This window comes from Bradyrhizobium sp. BRP56 (assembly GCF_020194035.1).
Taxonomy (GTDB): Bacteria; Pseudomonadota; Alphaproteobacteria; order Rhizobiales; family Xanthobacteraceae; genus Bradyrhizobium; species Bradyrhizobium australafricanum.
Map to the genome: position 1 here is coordinate 1 of NZ_JADYVV010000083.1, position 15,682 is coordinate 15,682.

18 protein-coding genes and 1 pseudogene are annotated in these 15,682 nt (G+C 63.9%); 3 read left to right on the top strand and 16 right to left on the bottom strand.

Going from position 1 to position 15,682, the window contains the following annotated elements; genetic code table 11:
* A pseudogene (locus I6F38_RS37700) lies at positions 1–136 on the top strand (IS110 family transposase); the annotation flags it as partial.
* Positions 137–302: 166 nt separating this feature from the next.
* Here I6F38_RS37700 and I6F38_RS37705 read toward each other — a convergent pair.
* The 6 genes from I6F38_RS37705 to I6F38_RS37730 all read right to left on the bottom strand — a co-directional run bounded on the left by I6F38_RS37705 (position 303) and on the right by I6F38_RS37730 (position 5,374).
* Complete coding sequence (locus I6F38_RS37705) at positions 303–713, bottom strand: VOC family protein (RefSeq protein ID WP_225163972.1); 411 nt, start codon at positions 711–713, stop codon at positions 303–305.
* Positions 714–831: 118 nt separating this feature from the next.
* Positions 832–1,368 carry an SRPBCC family protein gene (locus tag I6F38_RS37710; protein ID WP_225163973.1) on the bottom strand — a complete coding sequence of 179 codons (537 nt, stop codon included), beginning with the start codon at positions 1,366–1,368 and terminating at the stop codon, positions 832–834.
* 33 nt (positions 1,369–1,401) lie between these two features.
* Positions 1,402–1,812: a DoxX family protein gene (locus I6F38_RS37715; protein ID WP_225163974.1), complete on the bottom strand. Its 411-nt coding sequence runs from the start codon at positions 1,810–1,812 to the stop codon at positions 1,402–1,404.
* A gap of 198 nt (positions 1,813–2,010) precedes the next feature.
* Positions 2,011–3,528: an arylsulfatase gene (locus I6F38_RS37720; RefSeq protein ID WP_225163975.1), complete on the bottom strand. Its 1,518-nt coding sequence runs from the start codon at positions 3,526–3,528 to the stop codon at positions 2,011–2,013.
* A 200-nt stretch (positions 3,529–3,728) separates the two neighbouring features.
* Entirely contained in the window at positions 3,729–5,009 is a 1,281-nt protein-coding gene (locus I6F38_RS37725; RefSeq protein ID WP_225163976.1) for an RNA polymerase sigma factor, read from the bottom strand.
* Positions 5,006–5,374: a YciI family protein gene (locus I6F38_RS37730; RefSeq protein ID WP_028332829.1), complete on the bottom strand. Its 369-nt coding sequence runs from the start codon at positions 5,372–5,374 to the stop codon at positions 5,006–5,008. Before I6F38_RS37730 ends, I6F38_RS37725 begins: the two co-directional genes overlap by 4 nt.
* A gap of 527 nt (positions 5,375–5,901) precedes the next feature.
* On the opposite strand from I6F38_RS37730, the gene I6F38_RS37735 reads away from it, so the two are divergent.
* A complete protein-coding gene (locus I6F38_RS37735; RefSeq protein ID WP_225163977.1) occupies positions 5,902–6,867 on the top strand; it encodes a glyoxylate/hydroxypyruvate reductase A in 966 nt (321 codons plus the stop codon).
* A 178-nt stretch (positions 6,868–7,045) separates the two neighbouring features.
* On the opposite strand, the gene I6F38_RS37740 is transcribed toward I6F38_RS37735, so the two are convergent.
* Both I6F38_RS37740 and I6F38_RS37745 read right to left on the bottom strand, forming a co-directional pair.
* On the bottom strand, positions 7,046–7,699 hold the full coding sequence (locus I6F38_RS37740; RefSeq protein ID WP_225163978.1) for a dihydrofolate reductase family protein: 654 nt from the start codon (positions 7,697–7,699) through the stop codon (positions 7,046–7,048).
* 90 nt (positions 7,700–7,789) lie between these two features.
* Entirely contained in the window at positions 7,790–8,449 is a 660-nt protein-coding gene (locus I6F38_RS37745) for a TetR/AcrR family transcriptional regulator (protein ID WP_225163979.1), read from the bottom strand.
* Positions 8,450–8,542: 93 nt separating this feature from the next.
* Here I6F38_RS37745 and I6F38_RS37750 point away from each other — a divergent pair, with 93 nt between their 5' ends.
* Complete coding sequence (locus I6F38_RS37750; RefSeq protein WP_038386557.1) at positions 8,543–9,187, top strand: glutathione binding-like protein; 645 nt, start codon at positions 8,543–8,545, stop codon at positions 9,185–9,187.
* 86 nt (positions 9,188–9,273) lie between these two features.
* Here I6F38_RS37750 and I6F38_RS37755 read toward each other — a convergent pair whose 3' ends face one another.
* The 8 genes from I6F38_RS37755 to ruvC form a co-directional block, all read right to left on the bottom strand.
* The gene (locus I6F38_RS37755; RefSeq protein ID WP_225163980.1) at positions 9,274–9,747 is read right to left on the bottom strand and encodes a hypothetical protein; all 474 of its coding nucleotides are present in this window, start codon (positions 9,745–9,747) and stop codon (positions 9,274–9,276) included.
* Positions 9,748–9,946: 199 nt separating this feature from the next.
* Positions 9,947–10,414 carry a nuclear transport factor 2 family protein gene (locus I6F38_RS37760; protein WP_225163981.1) on the bottom strand — a complete coding sequence of 156 codons (468 nt, stop codon included), beginning with the start codon at positions 10,412–10,414 and terminating at the stop codon, positions 9,947–9,949.
* Positions 10,415–10,685: 271 nt separating this feature from the next.
* Entirely contained in the window at positions 10,686–11,135 is a 450-nt protein-coding gene (gene ybgC, locus I6F38_RS37765) for a tol-pal system-associated acyl-CoA thioesterase (protein ID WP_028332822.1), read from the bottom strand.
* Positions 11,136–11,235: 100 nt separating this feature from the next.
* The gene (locus I6F38_RS37770) at positions 11,236–11,853 is read right to left on the bottom strand and encodes a hypothetical protein (RefSeq protein ID WP_076825032.1); all 618 of its coding nucleotides are present in this window, start codon (positions 11,851–11,853) and stop codon (positions 11,236–11,238) included.
* A gap of 191 nt (positions 11,854–12,044) precedes the next feature.
* Entirely contained in the window at positions 12,045–12,962 is a 918-nt protein-coding gene (locus I6F38_RS37775) for a metallophosphoesterase (RefSeq protein WP_225163982.1), read from the bottom strand.
* Positions 12,963–13,201: 239 nt separating this feature from the next.
* Positions 13,202–14,251 (bottom strand): Holliday junction branch migration DNA helicase RuvB, encoded by a 1,050-nt coding sequence (ruvB, locus tag I6F38_RS37780; protein WP_092087605.1) that lies wholly within the window; start codon positions 14,249–14,251, stop codon positions 13,202–13,204.
* Between the two features lie 193 nt (positions 14,252–14,444).
* On the bottom strand, positions 14,445–15,062 hold the full coding sequence (gene ruvA, locus I6F38_RS37785) for a Holliday junction branch migration protein RuvA (protein WP_038386561.1): 618 nt from the start codon (positions 15,060–15,062) through the stop codon (positions 14,445–14,447).
* Positions 15,059–15,586, bottom strand: coding sequence for a crossover junction endodeoxyribonuclease RuvC (gene ruvC / locus I6F38_RS37790; RefSeq protein ID WP_225163983.1), 528 nt, complete (start codon positions 15,584–15,586; stop codon positions 15,059–15,061). Before ruvC ends, ruvA begins: the two co-directional genes overlap by 4 nt.
* Positions 15,587–15,682 lie beyond the last annotated feature (96 nt).

A 15,682-nucleotide genomic window follows, 5' to 3' on the forward strand; every position in this document is an offset into this window, starting at 1 on the left:
GCAGCTCAAGGTCTTCTACCGACGCCTGGTGACCGCTGGAAAGCCCAAGATGGTCGCCCTCATCGCCGTTGCACGCAAAGTCCTCACAACCCTCAACGCCATGCTCAGGGACCAAAAACCATGGCAATCCGCTTGACGAAGAACACAGTCGCTGAGGTGCGAGCCTTGCGGTGCACTTGCACCGCTGGGCGAGCCTCGAAAGATGCACGGCCACAGCCGGGCCGTCGTGCTTCGAGACAGCCGCTCCACGGCCTCCTCAGCATGACGGGTAGGGAATGAGCTCGGCGGAATAAGCCGCCAGCCTACATCCCCTGCGGGCAGTTCACCATCCAGGGGATGCCGAACTGATCGACGCACATACCGAAGCCGTTGGAGAAGAAGGTCTTGCCGAACGGCATCGTCACCGTACCGCCCTCGGACAGCGCCTTGAAGCGGCGTTCGGCCTCCGCGGGATCCTCGACCTGCAACGCGACGTGGAAGCCCTGCGGCTTCTGGAAGTGGCCGGGCGGGGCGTCGGAGGCCATGATGATCTCGCCGTCGATCGTGAGGCGGGCGTGCATGATCTTGTCTTTCCAGCCGGGCGGCGTCTGCATCTCCGCACTGCCTTCGCCGTAGGGAAAAGTTTCCTCGATCCGGGCGCCGAGAACCTTCTCGTAGAATTTCAGCGCGGCGCCGCAATTGCCGTCGTAGGAGAGATAGGGGTTGACCTGCATCGCATGCTCCCTTGGGTCATTCGAGCCTCGTCGCGATGGTATCGGAACGAGGGCTCCGGATTGTTACCTTGACGCGTTTTCCCGACACGAACCGGTAACCACCTCGCTCGAAAACGCGCTACTTCTCAGTCAGTTTCTTCAGATTGGCGAGACCGACCTCGAAATCCCTGCCGATCATGCGATCCAGGTTCATGAACACCTGCATCACCTTCGACATGAAGACGGCCGGACCATACATGGTCCATGTGACGCTGGTCGCATTTCCCTGCGGCAGCATTGTGAACTCGGCGGTGTTGTGGCCTTCGAACGGCTTGATGAAGTCGAGCTTGATGACGATCTTCGACGGCGCGGAGGATTGCAGGATCTCCATGCGGCCGGCACCGACATTCTTGTTGCCGTCCCAGGCATAGGCCGCGCCCTGCCCGCGCCCGGCGCCGCCATAGATCCGCTTCATGGCCGGATCCCGGTTCTCGTAGGGCGACCAGAGCGTCCACTGATGGAAATCGTCGATCAATGGAAAGATCCGCTCGGCCGGCGCGTTGATGCTGATCGCACGCGTGACGCGGAGCGTGCCCGGCTTGGTCGCCGCGAGGATGAGGATGACGGCGATCGCGACGCCGAGGACAATCGCGATGATGGCAATGGTCTCGAACATGTCAGTCTCCACAGGGATGGATTGAACAATACCTCACCGGCGAAATGGAAGCATTGCGCGCAGATTGCCGTCGCGCAGATAGAGCCCGCCCCACAGCATCAGGCCGAGATAGAGTCCGAACAGCGTGTGGGTGAACAGCGGGCTGCCGATCCGCACATGCGATGCGATCGCGCCGCCGAGATAGCCGGTGAGCAGGATGGCGCCGAGGATCGAGGTCGGCGGCACCGAGTAGAGCAGCGTGCAGACGATGGTGATGATGCCGAGGTTGCGCGCCAGCGCATCGCTCGCGCCGAAGCCCATCCTGTCCATGGTCTCGGTGACGACCGACAACGGCACCAGCTTGATCGCGCCGTCGAACAGCAGGAACAGGACGACCACGCCGCTCATGACGCGGCCGGTGATGCGGGCGGGCTTTGAGACTTCGGTGTCGACGATCGTCGGCATGACAGGCTCCGTAACGCTTGGTGATGCTCTGTCATCAAGACGAACGGCGGAATGCGGGGCCGACAACCCCGATGAAGATTTTTGGATGTCGTCGCAATGCATGATCGAAGCTTCCGGTGCGGGAGCTTGAATCACGGGCATCCGGCCAGATCCAATGGGGTTTGCCCCTTCGACGGGGGTGGCCTCAGCCCCTCGCCCTCAGTCACCTTGCGTGAAAAAGGCTTCCTCGCTGGGCAGCGAAGGCGGCCCGTGAGCCGCCCCTTTGACCGCCGCGAACGCGTCGGCAAGAAACAGAGACTTCGCGCTCTCCCTGGCGAGCTGTTCGATGCGGGACTGCAACTCCCTGACCTTCTGCGGATTGCTTTCGGCCAGGTTGGCTTTTTCCGACGGGTCTTGCGGGATATTGTACAGCTCGGTCGCCGAAGGGAGCGGCGTCCGCCAGATCAGCTTCCAGTCACCTACGCGTACGCCGCCGCGGAACGGCTCGATGTTGTAGACCACCTCCTGCCTGGGCGAGGGGGCGCCTTTGCTGACGGTGGCCCAGACGTTCAGCCCATCGAGCGGCTTTCCCTTGCCTCCCTTGACGAGGTCGGCGCCGGCGAGGCCGGCGAGCGTCGGGAACATGTCGACGACATGCATCATCTCCCGCACCTCGCCGGCACTGATCTGCCCCGGCCAGTTCGCGAACGCAGCGACGCGCGTCCCGCCTTCGTACAACATGCCTTTTCCGCCGCGGTACGGACCGTTGTCGGCTGGCAGCTTCAGCTTCGACACGTCCGCATCGCCGGCAAGGAGCGCGGTCTGGTTGCCGCCGTTGTCGCTCATGAAAACGATCAAGGTGTTCTCGCGCATCTTCTTCCGTTCGAGCGCGGAGACCAGCTTGCCGATCTCGTCGTCCATGCACGTGATCATTGCGGCGTAGGTGCGCCTCGTTGGATCTTCGATATGCCGGTACCTGTCGATATAGTCTTTGGGAGCCTGGTAAGGCGAGTGCGGAGCGGTAAAGGCCAAATAGAGAAACAACGGTGTCTTTGGATCGTGAGCGTCGATTTGCGCGACTGCATCCGCACCCCACAATTGCGTGACGTAGCCCGGCTCATTCACCGGCTTGTCGTCGCGATACCAGTCGCGCACGTTTGCAGATGAATGGGTGAAGTAATCGACCTCGCCGACCATCGATCCATAGTGGTAATCGAACCCGCGTTGACGCGGCCAGAACTTGCGGTCGGCGTGCCCAAGGTGCCACTTTCCGACCATGGCGGTCCTGTAGCCTGCTTCCTTGAGCGCCTGGGGCAGCAGCCATTCATCGGTCGGTAATCCGTATTTGGCGGGCGTCGGAATGACCAGGGTTTGCAAGCCGTAGCGGCACGGATAACGGCCGGTCATCAATGCTGCGCGGGTGGGGGTGCACATCGGCTGGACGTAAAATTGCTCGAGCCGGGCCCCGTCCTGCGCAAGCTTGTCGATATTTGGGGTCTTGATGTCGGAGCCGTGAAATCCGAGGTCCTTCCATCCGAGGTCGTCCGCGACGATGTAAACGATGTGGGGGCGCGGCGCGGTCGATTGCGCGGCGGCAGACGTGAGGTTCGCAGGCGCAATCGACGCCAACGCAAGCATGGCCAGGACCGAGCTGCCGTTCAACAGCAGATCGCGGCGATTCATTTGGCGATTGCCTTGCGCTGAATGCGCCGATTCATCGAGCGGGCGATCAATCATTTCATTCTCCGGGCAATGGTTTTGTGTGCAATTCACGCAGGCTACTGCGGAGGTGCGCCGCAGGGAAGCAGGCAATGGCGACAGCCGGCGTCGTTTTCGACGCCGGGCGGCAATCGCGGCTTCGGGGGAAGCATCGCCTTCGAGGAGGAAGCTATACGGGCCCAGGGCCGCGCATGACGGCCGCGCGACGACTTGGACGACTATTTCCCCGCCTTCGCGTTGCGCGGCTGGCTGTCGCGCATCAGGCGGTCGATATGCATGCGGATGTGGGCGGCTTCGGCGGTGGTGTTGGCAAGCGCGATGGCGCGGTCGAAGGCGATGCGGGCCTCCTCGTTGCGGCCGAGCTGCATCAGGAAGGCGCCGCGCACGCCGAAATAATGGAAGTAGTTGGCAAGCCGCGGCGCCAAGGGCTCGATCATCTCGAGCGCGGCTTCCGGCCCCTTCACCTTGGAGACCGCAACGGCGCGGTTGAGCGTGATCACCGGCGACGGCTGCATGACCTCGAGCGCGCCGTACAGCAAATCGATCTGGGTCCAGTCGGTATCCTCGGGCTTTTCCGCACGGGCGTGCAGCGCGGCGATCGCCGCCTGCACCTGATACGGCCCGCTGCGGCGGTGGCGCATCGCCTTGTCGATCAGCGCGAGGCCCTCGGCGATCTGCTTTTGATTCCACAGGCTGCGGTCCTGGTCGTCGAGCAGGATCACCTGGCCATCGGTGTCGAAGCGCGCCTCGGCGCGGGCATGCTGCAACAACAGCAGCGCGGTCAGCCCCATGATCTCGGGCTCGCTCTGGAACAGGCGCAGCAGCAGGCGGGCGAGGCGAATCGCCTCCTCGCACAGCGGCGCGCGGATTGCGGCGGTGTCGCCGCTCGCCGAATAGCCCTCGTTGAAGATCAGATAGATCATCGCCGCGACCGAGGCGAGCCGCTCGCTGCGCTCGACCGCGCCCGGCGTCTCGAACGGCACGTTGGCATCGGCGACGCGCGCCTTGGCCCGCGTGATACGCTGCTCCATCGCCGCTTCCGAGACCAGGAAGGCGCGCGCGATCTGCTTCACCGTGAGACCTGAGACGATGCGCAGCGCGAGCGCGATCTGCTGCGTCGCCGGCAGATCCTTGTGACAGCAGATGAACAGCAGCCGCAGGATGTCGTCGCGGTAATGCGAGCCGTCGAGCCGCTCGGCGATCTCGTCCTCGGCGTCGTCGAGGTCGGAGATCGCCTGGTCGTCCTCGGGCAGCGGCTGCTGCTTCTTGTTGCGGCGGACCTCGTCGATCGCGACGTTGCGGCCGACCATGATCAGCCACGCCGCGGGATCGCGCGGCGGGCCGTTCTGCGGCCAGCTCTTGAGCGCCCGCAGGCAGGCGTTCTGGAATGCCTCCTCGGCGGTGTCGAGATTGCGGAAGTAGCGCAGCAGGGCGCCGACCGCCTGGGGACGCGCGGACGTCAACGCAGCATCGATCCAGGCGGTGTCGGTCACGCTCACGCCTTGGTACCCCCCTGATTGAAGTAGCCGACCGGGCGTATCTCATAGGTGCCGCCGGGATTGGCCTCGCCGAGGTCGCGCGCGATGTCGAGCACCTCGTCGAGGTTCTTGCCCTCGACCAGATAGAAGCCGAGCAGCTGTTCCTTGGTTTCGGCGAACGGGCCGTCCAGCACCAGCGGCGGATTTTCCTTGCGCAGCGTGGTCGCCGCGGTGGTCGGCAACAGCCGCGCCACCGGGCCGAGCTTGCCCTGCTTGGCGAGCTTGTCCTGCACGACGGACAGTTTCTGCATGACGGAGGCGTCGTGTTCCTTGCTCCAGGAGCCGACCATGTCTTCGTCATGATAGCAGAGGATGGCGTACAGCATCGAAAAGGCATCTCCGTTCATTGCAAGAACGAACGATTATGCCCGCTGCCGACAGGGGGCGCGAAAGAAATTTAGGTTCCGGGTGCCGACGGTGGATTTTGATCGGGGCTTCATGGCGCGCTTCGACGGAGGGGACGTTGTCGCGGCGACGATGAATGCGCTGTTACCAATAGACGCCGTAGCGGGCGGCGATCCGGCGCGTCTTGGCTTCGTTGCTCTCGCGATGGCGGACGTGGCTCCTCGTCACCGGACGGGACGCCTGCCGCCGCGGAGACGCCACGGGTTGCGCCTGAGCCTGCGATGGGGCCGGCTGGGGTTCGGCCTGCGTTGGAGCAACGGCCGGTTGAGCCCGAGCCGGCGTGTCGGCGTTTGCGAGCACGGGCGCGGGCCGTGGCGACGGCGGCTGGGATGAAAGCCGACACCAGGATCAGTTTGCGCATGGAAGTTCTCCCCTGTTGATGGCAGGAGATGGGAGCGGGCCGGACCCGCTCTGTGACTTATATCACATAAATGCTGGAGGTATCGGGATGGGTAAGGGCGCGCTCGCGCTGCTGATCAATGGCGGCTCGGAAAACTGGTCGTCGGCGCGCTGGAAGGCGCGGTTCGATGCAGTCTGCCCGGACCGCCGCGTCGTGCTGCTGCCGGACGGCACGCTCGATCCCGCCGAGGTGCATTACGCCGCGGTGTGGAAGCCGAAGCCGGGCGAGCTCGCGGCATTCAAGAACCTGCGCGTCATCTTCAATCTCGGCGCCGGGGTCGACGCGCTGATGGCTGATCGCTCGCTGCCCGACGTGCCGCTGGTGCGGGTCGCAGTCTCCGATCTCACCGACCGCATGACCGAATATGTCGTGCTGCACGTGCTGATGCATCACCGCCAGGAGCTCTATTTGCGCGAGTCGCAGCGGGTGAAGCGCTGGGCGCCGGACTATCAGTGGGCGGCGAGCGCGATCACCGTCGGCGTCATGGGGCTCGGCACGCTCGGCGCCGCATCGGCGCAGGCGCTGCGCGCGCTCGGCTTTCGCGTCGTCGGCTGGAGCCGCAGCGAGAAGCGGATCGACGGCACCGCCTGCTATCACGGCGCGGAAGGGCTCGACGCATTCCTGCGCGAGACCAACATCCTGGTCTGCCTGCTGCCGTTGACGCCGGATACAAGGCATGTGCTGAACCGCAACGCGTTCGCGAAGCTGAACCGCGAGAGCCCACTCGGCGCGCCCGTCATCATCAATGCCGGCCGCGGCGGCTTGCAGAACGAGGCCGACATCCTGCGCGCGCTCGATGACGGCACGCTGGGCGCCGCCTCGCTCGACGTCTTCGAGACCGAGCCGCTGCCCGAAGCGAGCCCGTTCTGGAGCCACCCGAAGGTGGTGCTGACGCCGCACAACGCCGCCGACACCGACGCCGACGAGATCTCGAAATATGTCGCGCAGCAGATCGCGCGCTTCGAGGCCGGCGGCGCGCTGGACAACCTCGTCGATCGCAAGCGGGGATATTGACGCCAGCGCGTAGCCCGGATTTCGCTTCGCTGCATCCGGGCTACGAAAGCGGCGATTGCGGAATCGCGCTCGAGCGTCATTGCGAGGAGCGAAGCGACGAAGCAATCCATCGTACCGCGTATGCGAAGACATGGATTGCTTCGCTTCGCTCGCAATGACGGACAAGATGCACGGCTGACTAGGACGTCTTGCGCGCGAAGGTGACGTGGGTGGCGTGCGGGCTCGCGACATGCGAGACGACGGCATAGCCGAGGGCGGGCAGATCGATGCCCGCGAACAAACTCTCGCCGGCGCCGAGCGCGACCGGCGGCAACACCAGTTGCAGCTCGTCGAGCAGGCGCGCCTGCAGGAATTGCCGCACCACCGAGACGCCACCGCCGACGCGGATATCCTTGTCGCCCGCAACCGCGCGCGCCCGCGCGAGCGCCGCGAGCATGCCGTCGGTCACGAAATGGAACGTGGTGCCGCCTTCCATCTCGATGTCGGGCCGCGCGTGTTGAGTCAGCACGAACACCGGGGTGTGGTATGGCGGATTGTCGCCCCACCAGCCCTTCCAGGCATGATCCGGCCATGGCCCGCGGATCGGGCCGAACATGTTGCGGCCCATGATCCAGGCGCCGATCCCCTCCATCGACTTGCGCGCGATCTCGTCGTCGAGACCGGTGGTGCCGCCGTCCTGGCCGGTCATCGCGCGAAAGGTTCGCGTCTCGAAGAACCAGGCCGCGGGCAGCGCCAGGCCGCCCACGCCGAACGGATGTTCGAGGCTCTGATTCAGCGCAGCGCCAAATCCGTCGATCGAGACTGTGAATACTGAAGTCCTGACTTTTCCCATGATGTTCCGCTTCCGTGAGTGGGGAGACCTTACGGAAGACGGGCGGGAAAAACAGCGCCCGACATTTGCTCGGTAAGAAAATTTGGGCGGCTATTTCGCCCCGCACAGCACGTCGATGGCACCCTTCACGATCGCCTCGAGCTCCTTGCGCGGCACGCGGGCACGGGCGCGGATCGCGATGGTGTGGATGGTGGCCGAGGCCAGATGCGCCAGCGCCGCCGGATCGGTCCCGTCAGGCAGCTCCCCGCGCTCCTTGGCATGGCGGAAGCAGATGCCGAACGCCTTGTCGAGCTCGGTCAGGCCCTCGACCACCATGGTGCGGATGTCCGGATCCGACACCGCCTCCGACGCAGCCGTCATCACGGTGAAGCAACCGCGCGGGCCGGACTCGCCGGAGAGATAGATGTCGAGCGCGATCCGATAGATGCGCTCGAGCCGCTCGCGCAGCGGCGCGTCGGCGCGGAAGATGTCGACCATCGCGGCGCGCGCATCGTCGCGATAGCGCTGGTAGCTCTTGATGTAGAGCTCGCGCTTGTCGCCGAACGCGCCGTAGAGGCTCGGCCGGTTCATGCCGGTCGCCGCGCTCAGATCGTCGAGCGAAGTCGCGGCGAAGCCGTCGCGCCGGAACAGATCGAGCGCCTTGCCGAGCGCGACATCGGGCTCGTAGGCGCGCGGCCGCCCGCGGCGCTTCGGCGCGACCGGCGCCGCGATTTTGGCAGCAGACGGCGGCTTGTTATTTTTTTGTACCATTTCGCATTTAATTCCTTGACGCCATCAATATTATCCAAGACAGTACAAAAATCAACAACGGCCGGACACCCGCGCCAGACACTGGAGGCACCCATGGACCTTTATTTCTCGCCCCTCGCCTGCTCGATGGCGACCCGCGTCGCGCTCTATGAAGCCGGCCAGCCGGCCAATTATCTCGAGGTCGACCCGAAGACCAAGGCGGTGCGCAACGACGGCTCCGACTTCAACAAGGTCAACCCGCTCGGGCTGGTACCGACGCTGCGCACCGACGACGGCGTCGTGCTGACCGAGAACGCCGCAATCCTGCAATATGTCGCCGACCAGTTTCCGCGGGCCGGCATCGGCACCGTATCGAACGCCGAGCGTTCAAAGCTGCATCAATGGCTGTGCTTCATCGGCACCGAGCTGCACAAGGGCCTGTTCCTGCCGCTGCTCGACAAGAAGGCGCCGCCGGAGGCCAAGACCTATGCGCTCGAGAAATATGTCTCGCGGCTCGACTATCTCGAGGACCACCTGAAGGGCCGCGACTACCTGCTCGATCATTTCAGCGTCGCCGACGCCTATCTCGTCACGGTGATCAACTGGACCATGGCGACGCCGCCGATCGAGCTCGCGAAGTGGCCGGCGCTGAAGGCCTATTACGAACGCCTGCGCACTCGGCCTTCGGTTGCGAAGGCGCTCGCGGAGGAGTTCGAACTCTACAAGGCCGAGATCGCGCGGCATAAGGCGGCGGCGTAAGGGCACTCTCGTCTCTCTCCCCGTTCTTACGGGGAGAGAGTCGGGGTGAGGGGCTGCTTCCGCAAAATGTGCTGCTTGCTGTTACGTCAGCATCCTCGGCAAATTGAAAGCTTGCGAGTATCGAGCTCCCCACCGATAGGCTTCCCTGCGCGATCGAGTGGCGTATCAGTGAAGACCGGCACGAACTTCTTCCACTGATCGTAGTATTCCGCCGGCAAAGTGTAAGGTTGGCAGTCAGCAATCGCTCTGAGCGCGCTCTGTTGATAGGCCCGAGCCGTATCTGATGTTGCTGAACTGCTCCCGGAAGACAGGACAGGTTGCCCATCCAGCTTGCCCTCTCGTGTCAGCTCGATCATGAACTCGGCCTTCATGCTCGCGGTATCGTTTTCGACACGTACAGGTTTGCTCCAACACCTCTCGACCTGATGCCTGAACATCGGTCCCCAGGTTTCGGGCCCGCGCATTTTACCTTTCGCTGCGCTTGGCTGAATAGGAACGGCTATGAAGACGGTCGCGAGGAGGAAGCCTGCGAGCGCAGCGGCAGAACGTTTAATTGGCATGTAATGGGGTCCGGCAGACGCGGTGAGGTTGCAACGCGGACCAGAATAAACCGATCCTCATCGAGACTCGCAATCGTTTTCGATAAGCCGGCACAAACGCGCTGTAGCCCGGATGCAGCGCAGCGCAATCCGGGAGGGTCAGCCGCAGACGAGACCGCCGCCCCGGATTTCGCTTCGCTCCATCCGGGCTACGCGCCAGTCAAAACGGCTCCGGCCCGAGGCCCGGGACGTCGGCCGGACGCGGGCCCGGCGCAGGCCAGTGGAAGCGGCGGTCCTTCTCTGCGATCGCGATGTCGTTGATCGAGGCCTCGCGGCGGCGCATCAGGCCGTGCTCGTCGAACTCCCACTGCTCGTTGCCGTAGGAGCGAAACCAGTTGCCGCCGGCATTGTGCCATTCGTACTGGAAGCGGACCGCGATGCGGTTGCCGTCGAATGCCCAGAGATCCTTGATCAGGCGATACTCCTGCTCCTTCTCCCATTTGCGGGTCAGGAAGGCCACGATCGCCTCGCGGCCCTGAAACACCTCGGAGCGGTTGCGCCAGCGGCTGTCCTCGGTATAGGCGCCGGCAACCCGAACCGGGTCGCGCGAATTCCAGGCGTCCTCCGCCATGCGCGCTTTCTGTGCGGCGGTCTCGCGGGTGAAGGGTGGCAGCGGCGGGCGTGACATTGGCGATCCCTCGCGGTTGAAGCATGATCCGGAAAAGTGTGAAGCGGTTTTCCGAAAAGATCATGCTCGAAATGTAAGACAAACGCGATCCATCTGATCGCGCTTTGTCAGGCGCAAATCTATCGCCGCGCCGCGCAGAGTCGATGGGTCGTTTCTTATCGCCCGATAGCTGGAGCCTATTCCGTTCCGATTGTATCGGAACGGGGCTCCGGATTCCTGTTTTGACGCGTTTTCTTCACGCGAACCGGTACCCACTTCGCTCGAAAACGCTCTAAGCCAGATCGGCCTTCATCAGCGCTCGAATAGCTTTCGGAATCGGCTGCGCGCGGCCGCCGCTGATGAAGGCTACGCGAACCTCGGCCTTCACAAGCACGTCATCGCCGCGCCGGACTTCCTGAGCGAGCATGATGGAGGCGCCCTTCACCGCGATCGGCCAGGTCACGACGTCGAGCACGTCGTCCATCCGTGCCGGCTTGAGGAAGTCGAGCGTCATCGAGCGCACCACAAAGGCGAAGCCGCCGGTCTCCTCCTGCGCTTCATCGAACAGCGCCTGCTGCTCGGCGCCCATCAGGCGGAGATGATTGGTGCGGCCGCGCTCCATGAAGCGCAGGTAATTGGCGTGATAGACGATGCCGGAAAAATCGGTGTCTTCGTAATAGACGCGGACCTGCATATGGTGGCGGCCGTCGCGGATCTGGCCGTCGAGAATGGGTGAGGTCATTTGCAGCCCCCGATTGCGCAAAACTTTGGTTCGTATTGCGCAAAATCACCGGCCGACGCAAGCACGGTCAGGAAATCTTGGGATCGACTGGCGATCTGGATCAGGCGACCTTCTGGAATACCTTGTTTCTGACGACCTCTTGGTACCGATGATCTGTTCTGACCAGGTCGTCAACGATCATCTTGACTTGAAAAGCGTCGATCTGCTCATCGGTATATTGATCGCCGATTGCCGGAATTTTCGTCGGATCGAGTGACGATCCCCTCAGACGCCATTCATAGTCGTCGAAATCCATGTAACCGCCAACCTTGAGCAGTTTGTCGCACAAGAAGTAGTTCAAAGCGTCGACTGCGACCGTATGCGCGCCGTCGAGAAAGCAATAATCATAGATCGGAGCGCCCTCATACTGCCTGATCAGCTTCATGAGAGACCAGTTGTAGGAATCGTTGAACTTCTGGGTGTTGCCGAAATATGAGATCTTGTTGGGGTAGGCGCTGAGCTTTGTCTCCGCGCGCTGAACCGCATCGTTGAAATCGAAAAGATGCAGCTCACACTCGGGAAACAGCTGGCAGACGTTTCTTGCGGTATCCGCCATGTAGATTCCAAATTCGGCGTAACGGAACGGCTGCTCCCGGCCGAAAACGGTTTTCATGAACTCGTAGGTGCCTGTCGTCCCCTGGACGCCGACGACGAGCTTCTTGGGATACCAATCCTGCATTTTGCGCAATCCCTCCCGCTACCTTAGGATGAAGGGTACCGTCCACAGAAATATGCGGCAACTTACGATCCTTCATCGCGGCCATGTCGAAAGGCGCCACTCCGGAACCGGAACGGATACAGCGCGGTTACTTTCGACGGAACCGCCGTCGGCCCGCATCCGATGCGCAGCTCTCGCCCACGCAAGCGTAGTCAGGACACCAGCGGCCCCTTTGCGCCGAGCGTGACCTGCACGATCTCGGGCGGCACGCCGAGGCGGAACGGCATGATGCTGCAGCCGAGGCCACCGGAGACGACGACGTCGCATTTCAGCTTGATATGGCCATAGGCGAGCCGCATGCCGTGCTTCACCGGCACGGCCGGCGACCAGCCGAGCAGCCGCACCTGCCCGCCATGGGTGTGGCCGGACAATTGCAGCGCGACGCGCGAGGGCACCCGGAGCGCGACGTCGGGCTCATGCGCGAGCAGGATCACCGGCGCATCGTCAGTGACCTTGGCAAGCGTCGCGTTGAGATCGTCGATGCCGATGCGCGTGACCTGGCGATAGGGCCGCGCCGCCATGAAGGCGAGCTGGTCGCCGAGACCGGCGAGCCAGAACGGACGGCCGTCCTTGGCGAGCCGCACCACGTCGTTCTCGTAGACCGGAATCCCCGCCCCCTCCAGCGCGCGGCGCGCGAGCGGGATGCCGCGCCCCAAGCGCTGTACCGCCTTGTCTTCCCAGTAGTCGTGGTTGCCGAGCACGGCGTGCACGCCGAGCGGCGCCTTCAGGCCCTTCAGCACCGCGGCCCAGTCGGAGGCTGGAATGAAGCGGGTGACGTGACGCAGCCCCGCGACATAGTCGCCGAGCAGCACGACGATGTCGGGGTTCAGGGCGTTCGTCCGCTCGACTATCTCAGCGATGCGATCGAGCGACATCCAGGGATCGCAGGCGTGGATGTCGGCGAGCGCGGCGATCTTGAGCGGAAAATCCGCCGGCCATTGCCGCGGCGACAGGTCGTAGCGCGTGAGCGCGAGGCGGACGACCGGCTCGCTCAAGCCATAGGCCGCGGTCGAAGCAGTGGCGGCGGTCAATCCGCCGAACCCGCGCAGAAAATGACGACGTGAAATCATGGACGTGTGATCGGTGATGCCTGGCGCTTGTCGAAAACGTTTGAGTTATCATAGGCCCTTTGATTGGAGCGAAATTTGGCCGCGTTTGTGCAGACGGCCTGCAGAGATGCCGCAATGGTTAGCGGGCAAGGTTACTGGCAAGTGCGATGCGCTGCATCAACACGTCTCTTCACGACTTCGGGAGCGGAGGGCTTTTGCTTCAGCATGAAGAACCGCTTCGCGCTCTTCCGGATCATGCGTCAGTCCTCGTCGCCGTTGCCGCCAAACAGGCCGAACTGCGAGGGGTCGCGGTTCGGCTCGGCGAGGCCGAGATGCCGGAAGGCGTGCGAGGTCAGAAGCCGGCCCCGCGGAGTACGCTGCAGATAGCCGCACTGGATCAGATAGGGCTCGATGATGTCCTCGATCGCATCGCGCGGCTCCGACAGCGCCGCCGCCATGGTCTCGACGCCGACCGGCCCGCCGCCATAGTTCAAGGCGATGGTGGTAAGGTAACGGCGATCCATTGCATCGAGCCCGGCGCTGTCCACCTCGAGCGCGCTCAACGCCCGGTCAGCGATGCCGCGGTCGACGGAATCGGCATCGGCGGCGGAGGCAAAGTCGCGCACCCGGCGCAGCAGGCGGCCGGCGATGCGCGGCGTGCCGCGGGCGCGGCGCGCGATCTCGTTGGCGCCGTCGGCCGTCATGCCGATGTTGAGCACGCGGGCACCGCGGGTGACGATCTTCTCGAGCTCTTCCTCGGTGTAGAAATTGAGCCGGATCGGAATGCCGAAGCGGTCTCGCAAGGGATTGGTGAGCAACCCCGCACGCGTCGTCGCGCCGACCAGCGTGAACTTTGACAGCTCGATCTTCACGGAACGCGCCGCCGGACCTTCGCCGATGATCAAATCGAGCTGAAAATCCTCCATCGCGGGATAGAGCACCTCCTCGACCGCCGGGCTGAGGCGATGGATCTCGTCGATGAACAGCACATCGCGTTCTTCGAGATTGGTCAGCAGCGCCGCGAGATCGCCGGCCTTCGCAATGACAGGGCCGGAGGTGGCACGAAAGCCGACGCCGAGCTCACGCGCGACGATCTGCGCCAGCGTGGTCTTGCCGAGGCCGGGCGGACCGACGAACAGCACGTGATCGAGCGCCTCGCCGCGTTTCTTCGCAGCCTCGATGAAGATCGAGAGATTCTTGCGCGCCTGGGCCTGACCGACGAACTCCGTCAGCGACTGCGGCCGCAGCGCGGTGTCACCGACATCGTCGGAGCGGCGTTCAGGCGAGACCATGCGCGACGGCGTATTCATGATGCGAGACTAACATGAGATTGTTCTCCCTCTCCCCGCTCTTGCGGGGAGAGGGTTGGGGTGAGGGGCTCCTTCCGCGAGCGCACTGTGTGTCGAGACCTGTACCCCCTCACCCGGATCGCATCTGCGATGCGATCCGACCTCTCTCCGCAAGCGGGGCGAGGTGAAGAACAGAGGCGCTCCAATCCACTGATCACTTCGACAATTCCTTCAACCCGAGCCGGATCAGCTGCGCGGTCTCGGCCTTCTCACCGGCGCTGCGCGAGGCGGCGGCGATGGCGGCGGCGGCCTGCGGCTGGCCGTAGCCGAGATTGACCAGCGCCGAGATCGCGTCGGTGACCGGACGCGGCGCGCGGTTGTTGTCGATCGCGCCTGACAGTTGCACCACCGCGGGATCGACATCGGCAAAGCCCGGCGCCTTGTCCTTCAATTCGCTGACGATGCGCTCGGCGACCTTCGGCCCGACCCCCGGCGTCCGCGCCACCGCCGCCTTGTCGCGCAGCGCGATGGCATTGGCGAGATCGGTCGGCGGCAGCGTGCCGAGCACCGCGAGCGCGACCTTGGCGCCGACCCCCTGCACGGTCTGCAGCAGGCGAAACCACTCGCGCTCGTGATCGCTGCGAAAGCCGAACAGTTTGATCTGATCCTCGCGGACATAGGTCTCGATCGAGAGCACGGCGGCGCCGCCCGGCGACGGCAACGCCTGCAACGTGCGGCTCGCGCAATGCACCTGATAGCCGACGCCGCCGACGTCGAGGATCACATAGTCCTCGCCATAGGAATCGATCAGCCCCTTCAGCTTGCCTATCATAGGCTCGCCACCCTGAGCCGCAGCGCGGTGCTCTGGCGGTGATGGGCGTGGGTGATCGCGACGGCGAGCGCGTCCGCGGCGTCGGCGGATGGCGGCTCGGCTTTCGGCAGCAGGATCTTCAGCATCACCTGGATCTGGTTCTTCTCGGCATGTCCGGCGCCGACCACGGTCTTCTTGACCTGGTTCGGCGCGTATTCGGCGACCGAGATACCAAACATTGCGGGCACCAGCATGGCGACGCCGCGCGCCTGGCCGAGCTTCAGGGTGGCCACGCCGTCCTTGTTGACGAAGGTCTGCTCGACCGCCGCCTCCACCGGTCTGTGGTCGGCGAGCACAGCGGCCAGCCCCTCATGGATCGCGAGCAGCCGGTTCGCCAGCGGCAGATCGTCCGGCGGTTCGACCGAACCGCAGGCGATATAGACGAGACGATTGCCTTCGGTCTCGATCACGCCCCAGCCGGTGCGGCGGAGACCCGGATCGATACCGATGATACGGACGGGAGAGCGAATCGGCTGGGATGTCATGGGCTAGTGATACCGCCTGCGCCGGGAGAACGAAACACAAACGGAGCCTCATACCCGGGAAAGCACAATAGCCGCAATCGTCATGCGCGGGCTTGA

Coding starts and splice junctions, on each gene's coding strand:
- I6F38_RS37705 (WP_225163972.1), bottom strand. CDS start 713: ATGCAGGTCAACCCCTATCTCTCCTACGACGGCAATTGCGGCGCCGCG.
- I6F38_RS37710 (WP_225163973.1), bottom strand. CDS start 1,368: ATGTTCGAGACCATTGCCATCATCGCGATTGTCCTCGGCGTCGCGATC.
- I6F38_RS37715 (WP_225163974.1), bottom strand. CDS start 1,812: ATGCCGACGATCGTCGACACCGAAGTCTCAAAGCCCGCCCGCATCACC.
- I6F38_RS37720 (WP_225163975.1), bottom strand. CDS start 3,528: ATGATTGATCGCCCGCTCGATGAATCGGCGCATTCAGCGCAAGGCAAT.
- I6F38_RS37730 (WP_028332829.1), bottom strand. CDS start 5,374: ATGCTGTACGCCATCCTCTGCTATCATGACGAAGACATGGTCGGCTCC.
- I6F38_RS37735 (WP_225163977.1), top strand. CDS start 5,902: ATGGGTAAGGGCGCGCTCGCGCTGCTGATCAATGGCGGCTCGGAAAAC.
- I6F38_RS37740 (WP_225163978.1), bottom strand. CDS start 7,699: ATGGGAAAAGTCAGGACTTCAGTATTCACAGTCTCGATCGACGGATTT.
- I6F38_RS37745 (WP_225163979.1), bottom strand. CDS start 8,449: ATGGTACAAAAAAATAACAAGCCGCCGTCTGCTGCCAAAATCGCGGCG.
- I6F38_RS37750 (WP_038386557.1), top strand. CDS start 8,543: ATGGACCTTTATTTCTCGCCCCTCGCCTGCTCGATGGCGACCCGCGTC.
- I6F38_RS37755 (WP_225163980.1), bottom strand. CDS start 9,747: ATGCCAATTAAACGTTCTGCCGCTGCGCTCGCAGGCTTCCTCCTCGCG.
- I6F38_RS37760 (WP_225163981.1), bottom strand. CDS start 10,414: ATGTCACGCCCGCCGCTGCCACCCTTCACCCGCGAGACCGCCGCACAG.
- ybgC (WP_028332822.1), bottom strand. CDS start 11,135: ATGACCTCACCCATTCTCGACGGCCAGATCCGCGACGGCCGCCACCAT.
- I6F38_RS37770 (WP_076825032.1), bottom strand. CDS start 11,853: ATGCAGGATTGGTATCCCAAGAAGCTCGTCGTCGGCGTCCAGGGGACG.
- I6F38_RS37775 (WP_225163982.1), bottom strand. CDS start 12,962: ATGATTTCACGTCGTCATTTTCTGCGCGGGTTCGGCGGATTGACCGCC.
- ruvB (WP_092087605.1), bottom strand. CDS start 14,251: ATGAATACGCCGTCGCGCATGGTCTCGCCTGAACGCCGCTCCGACGAT.
- ruvA (WP_038386561.1), bottom strand. CDS start 15,062: ATGATAGGCAAGCTGAAGGGGCTGATCGATTCCTATGGCGAGGACTAT.
- ruvC (WP_225163983.1), bottom strand. CDS start 15,586: ATGACATCCCAGCCGATTCGCTCTCCCGTCCGTATCATCGGTATCGAT.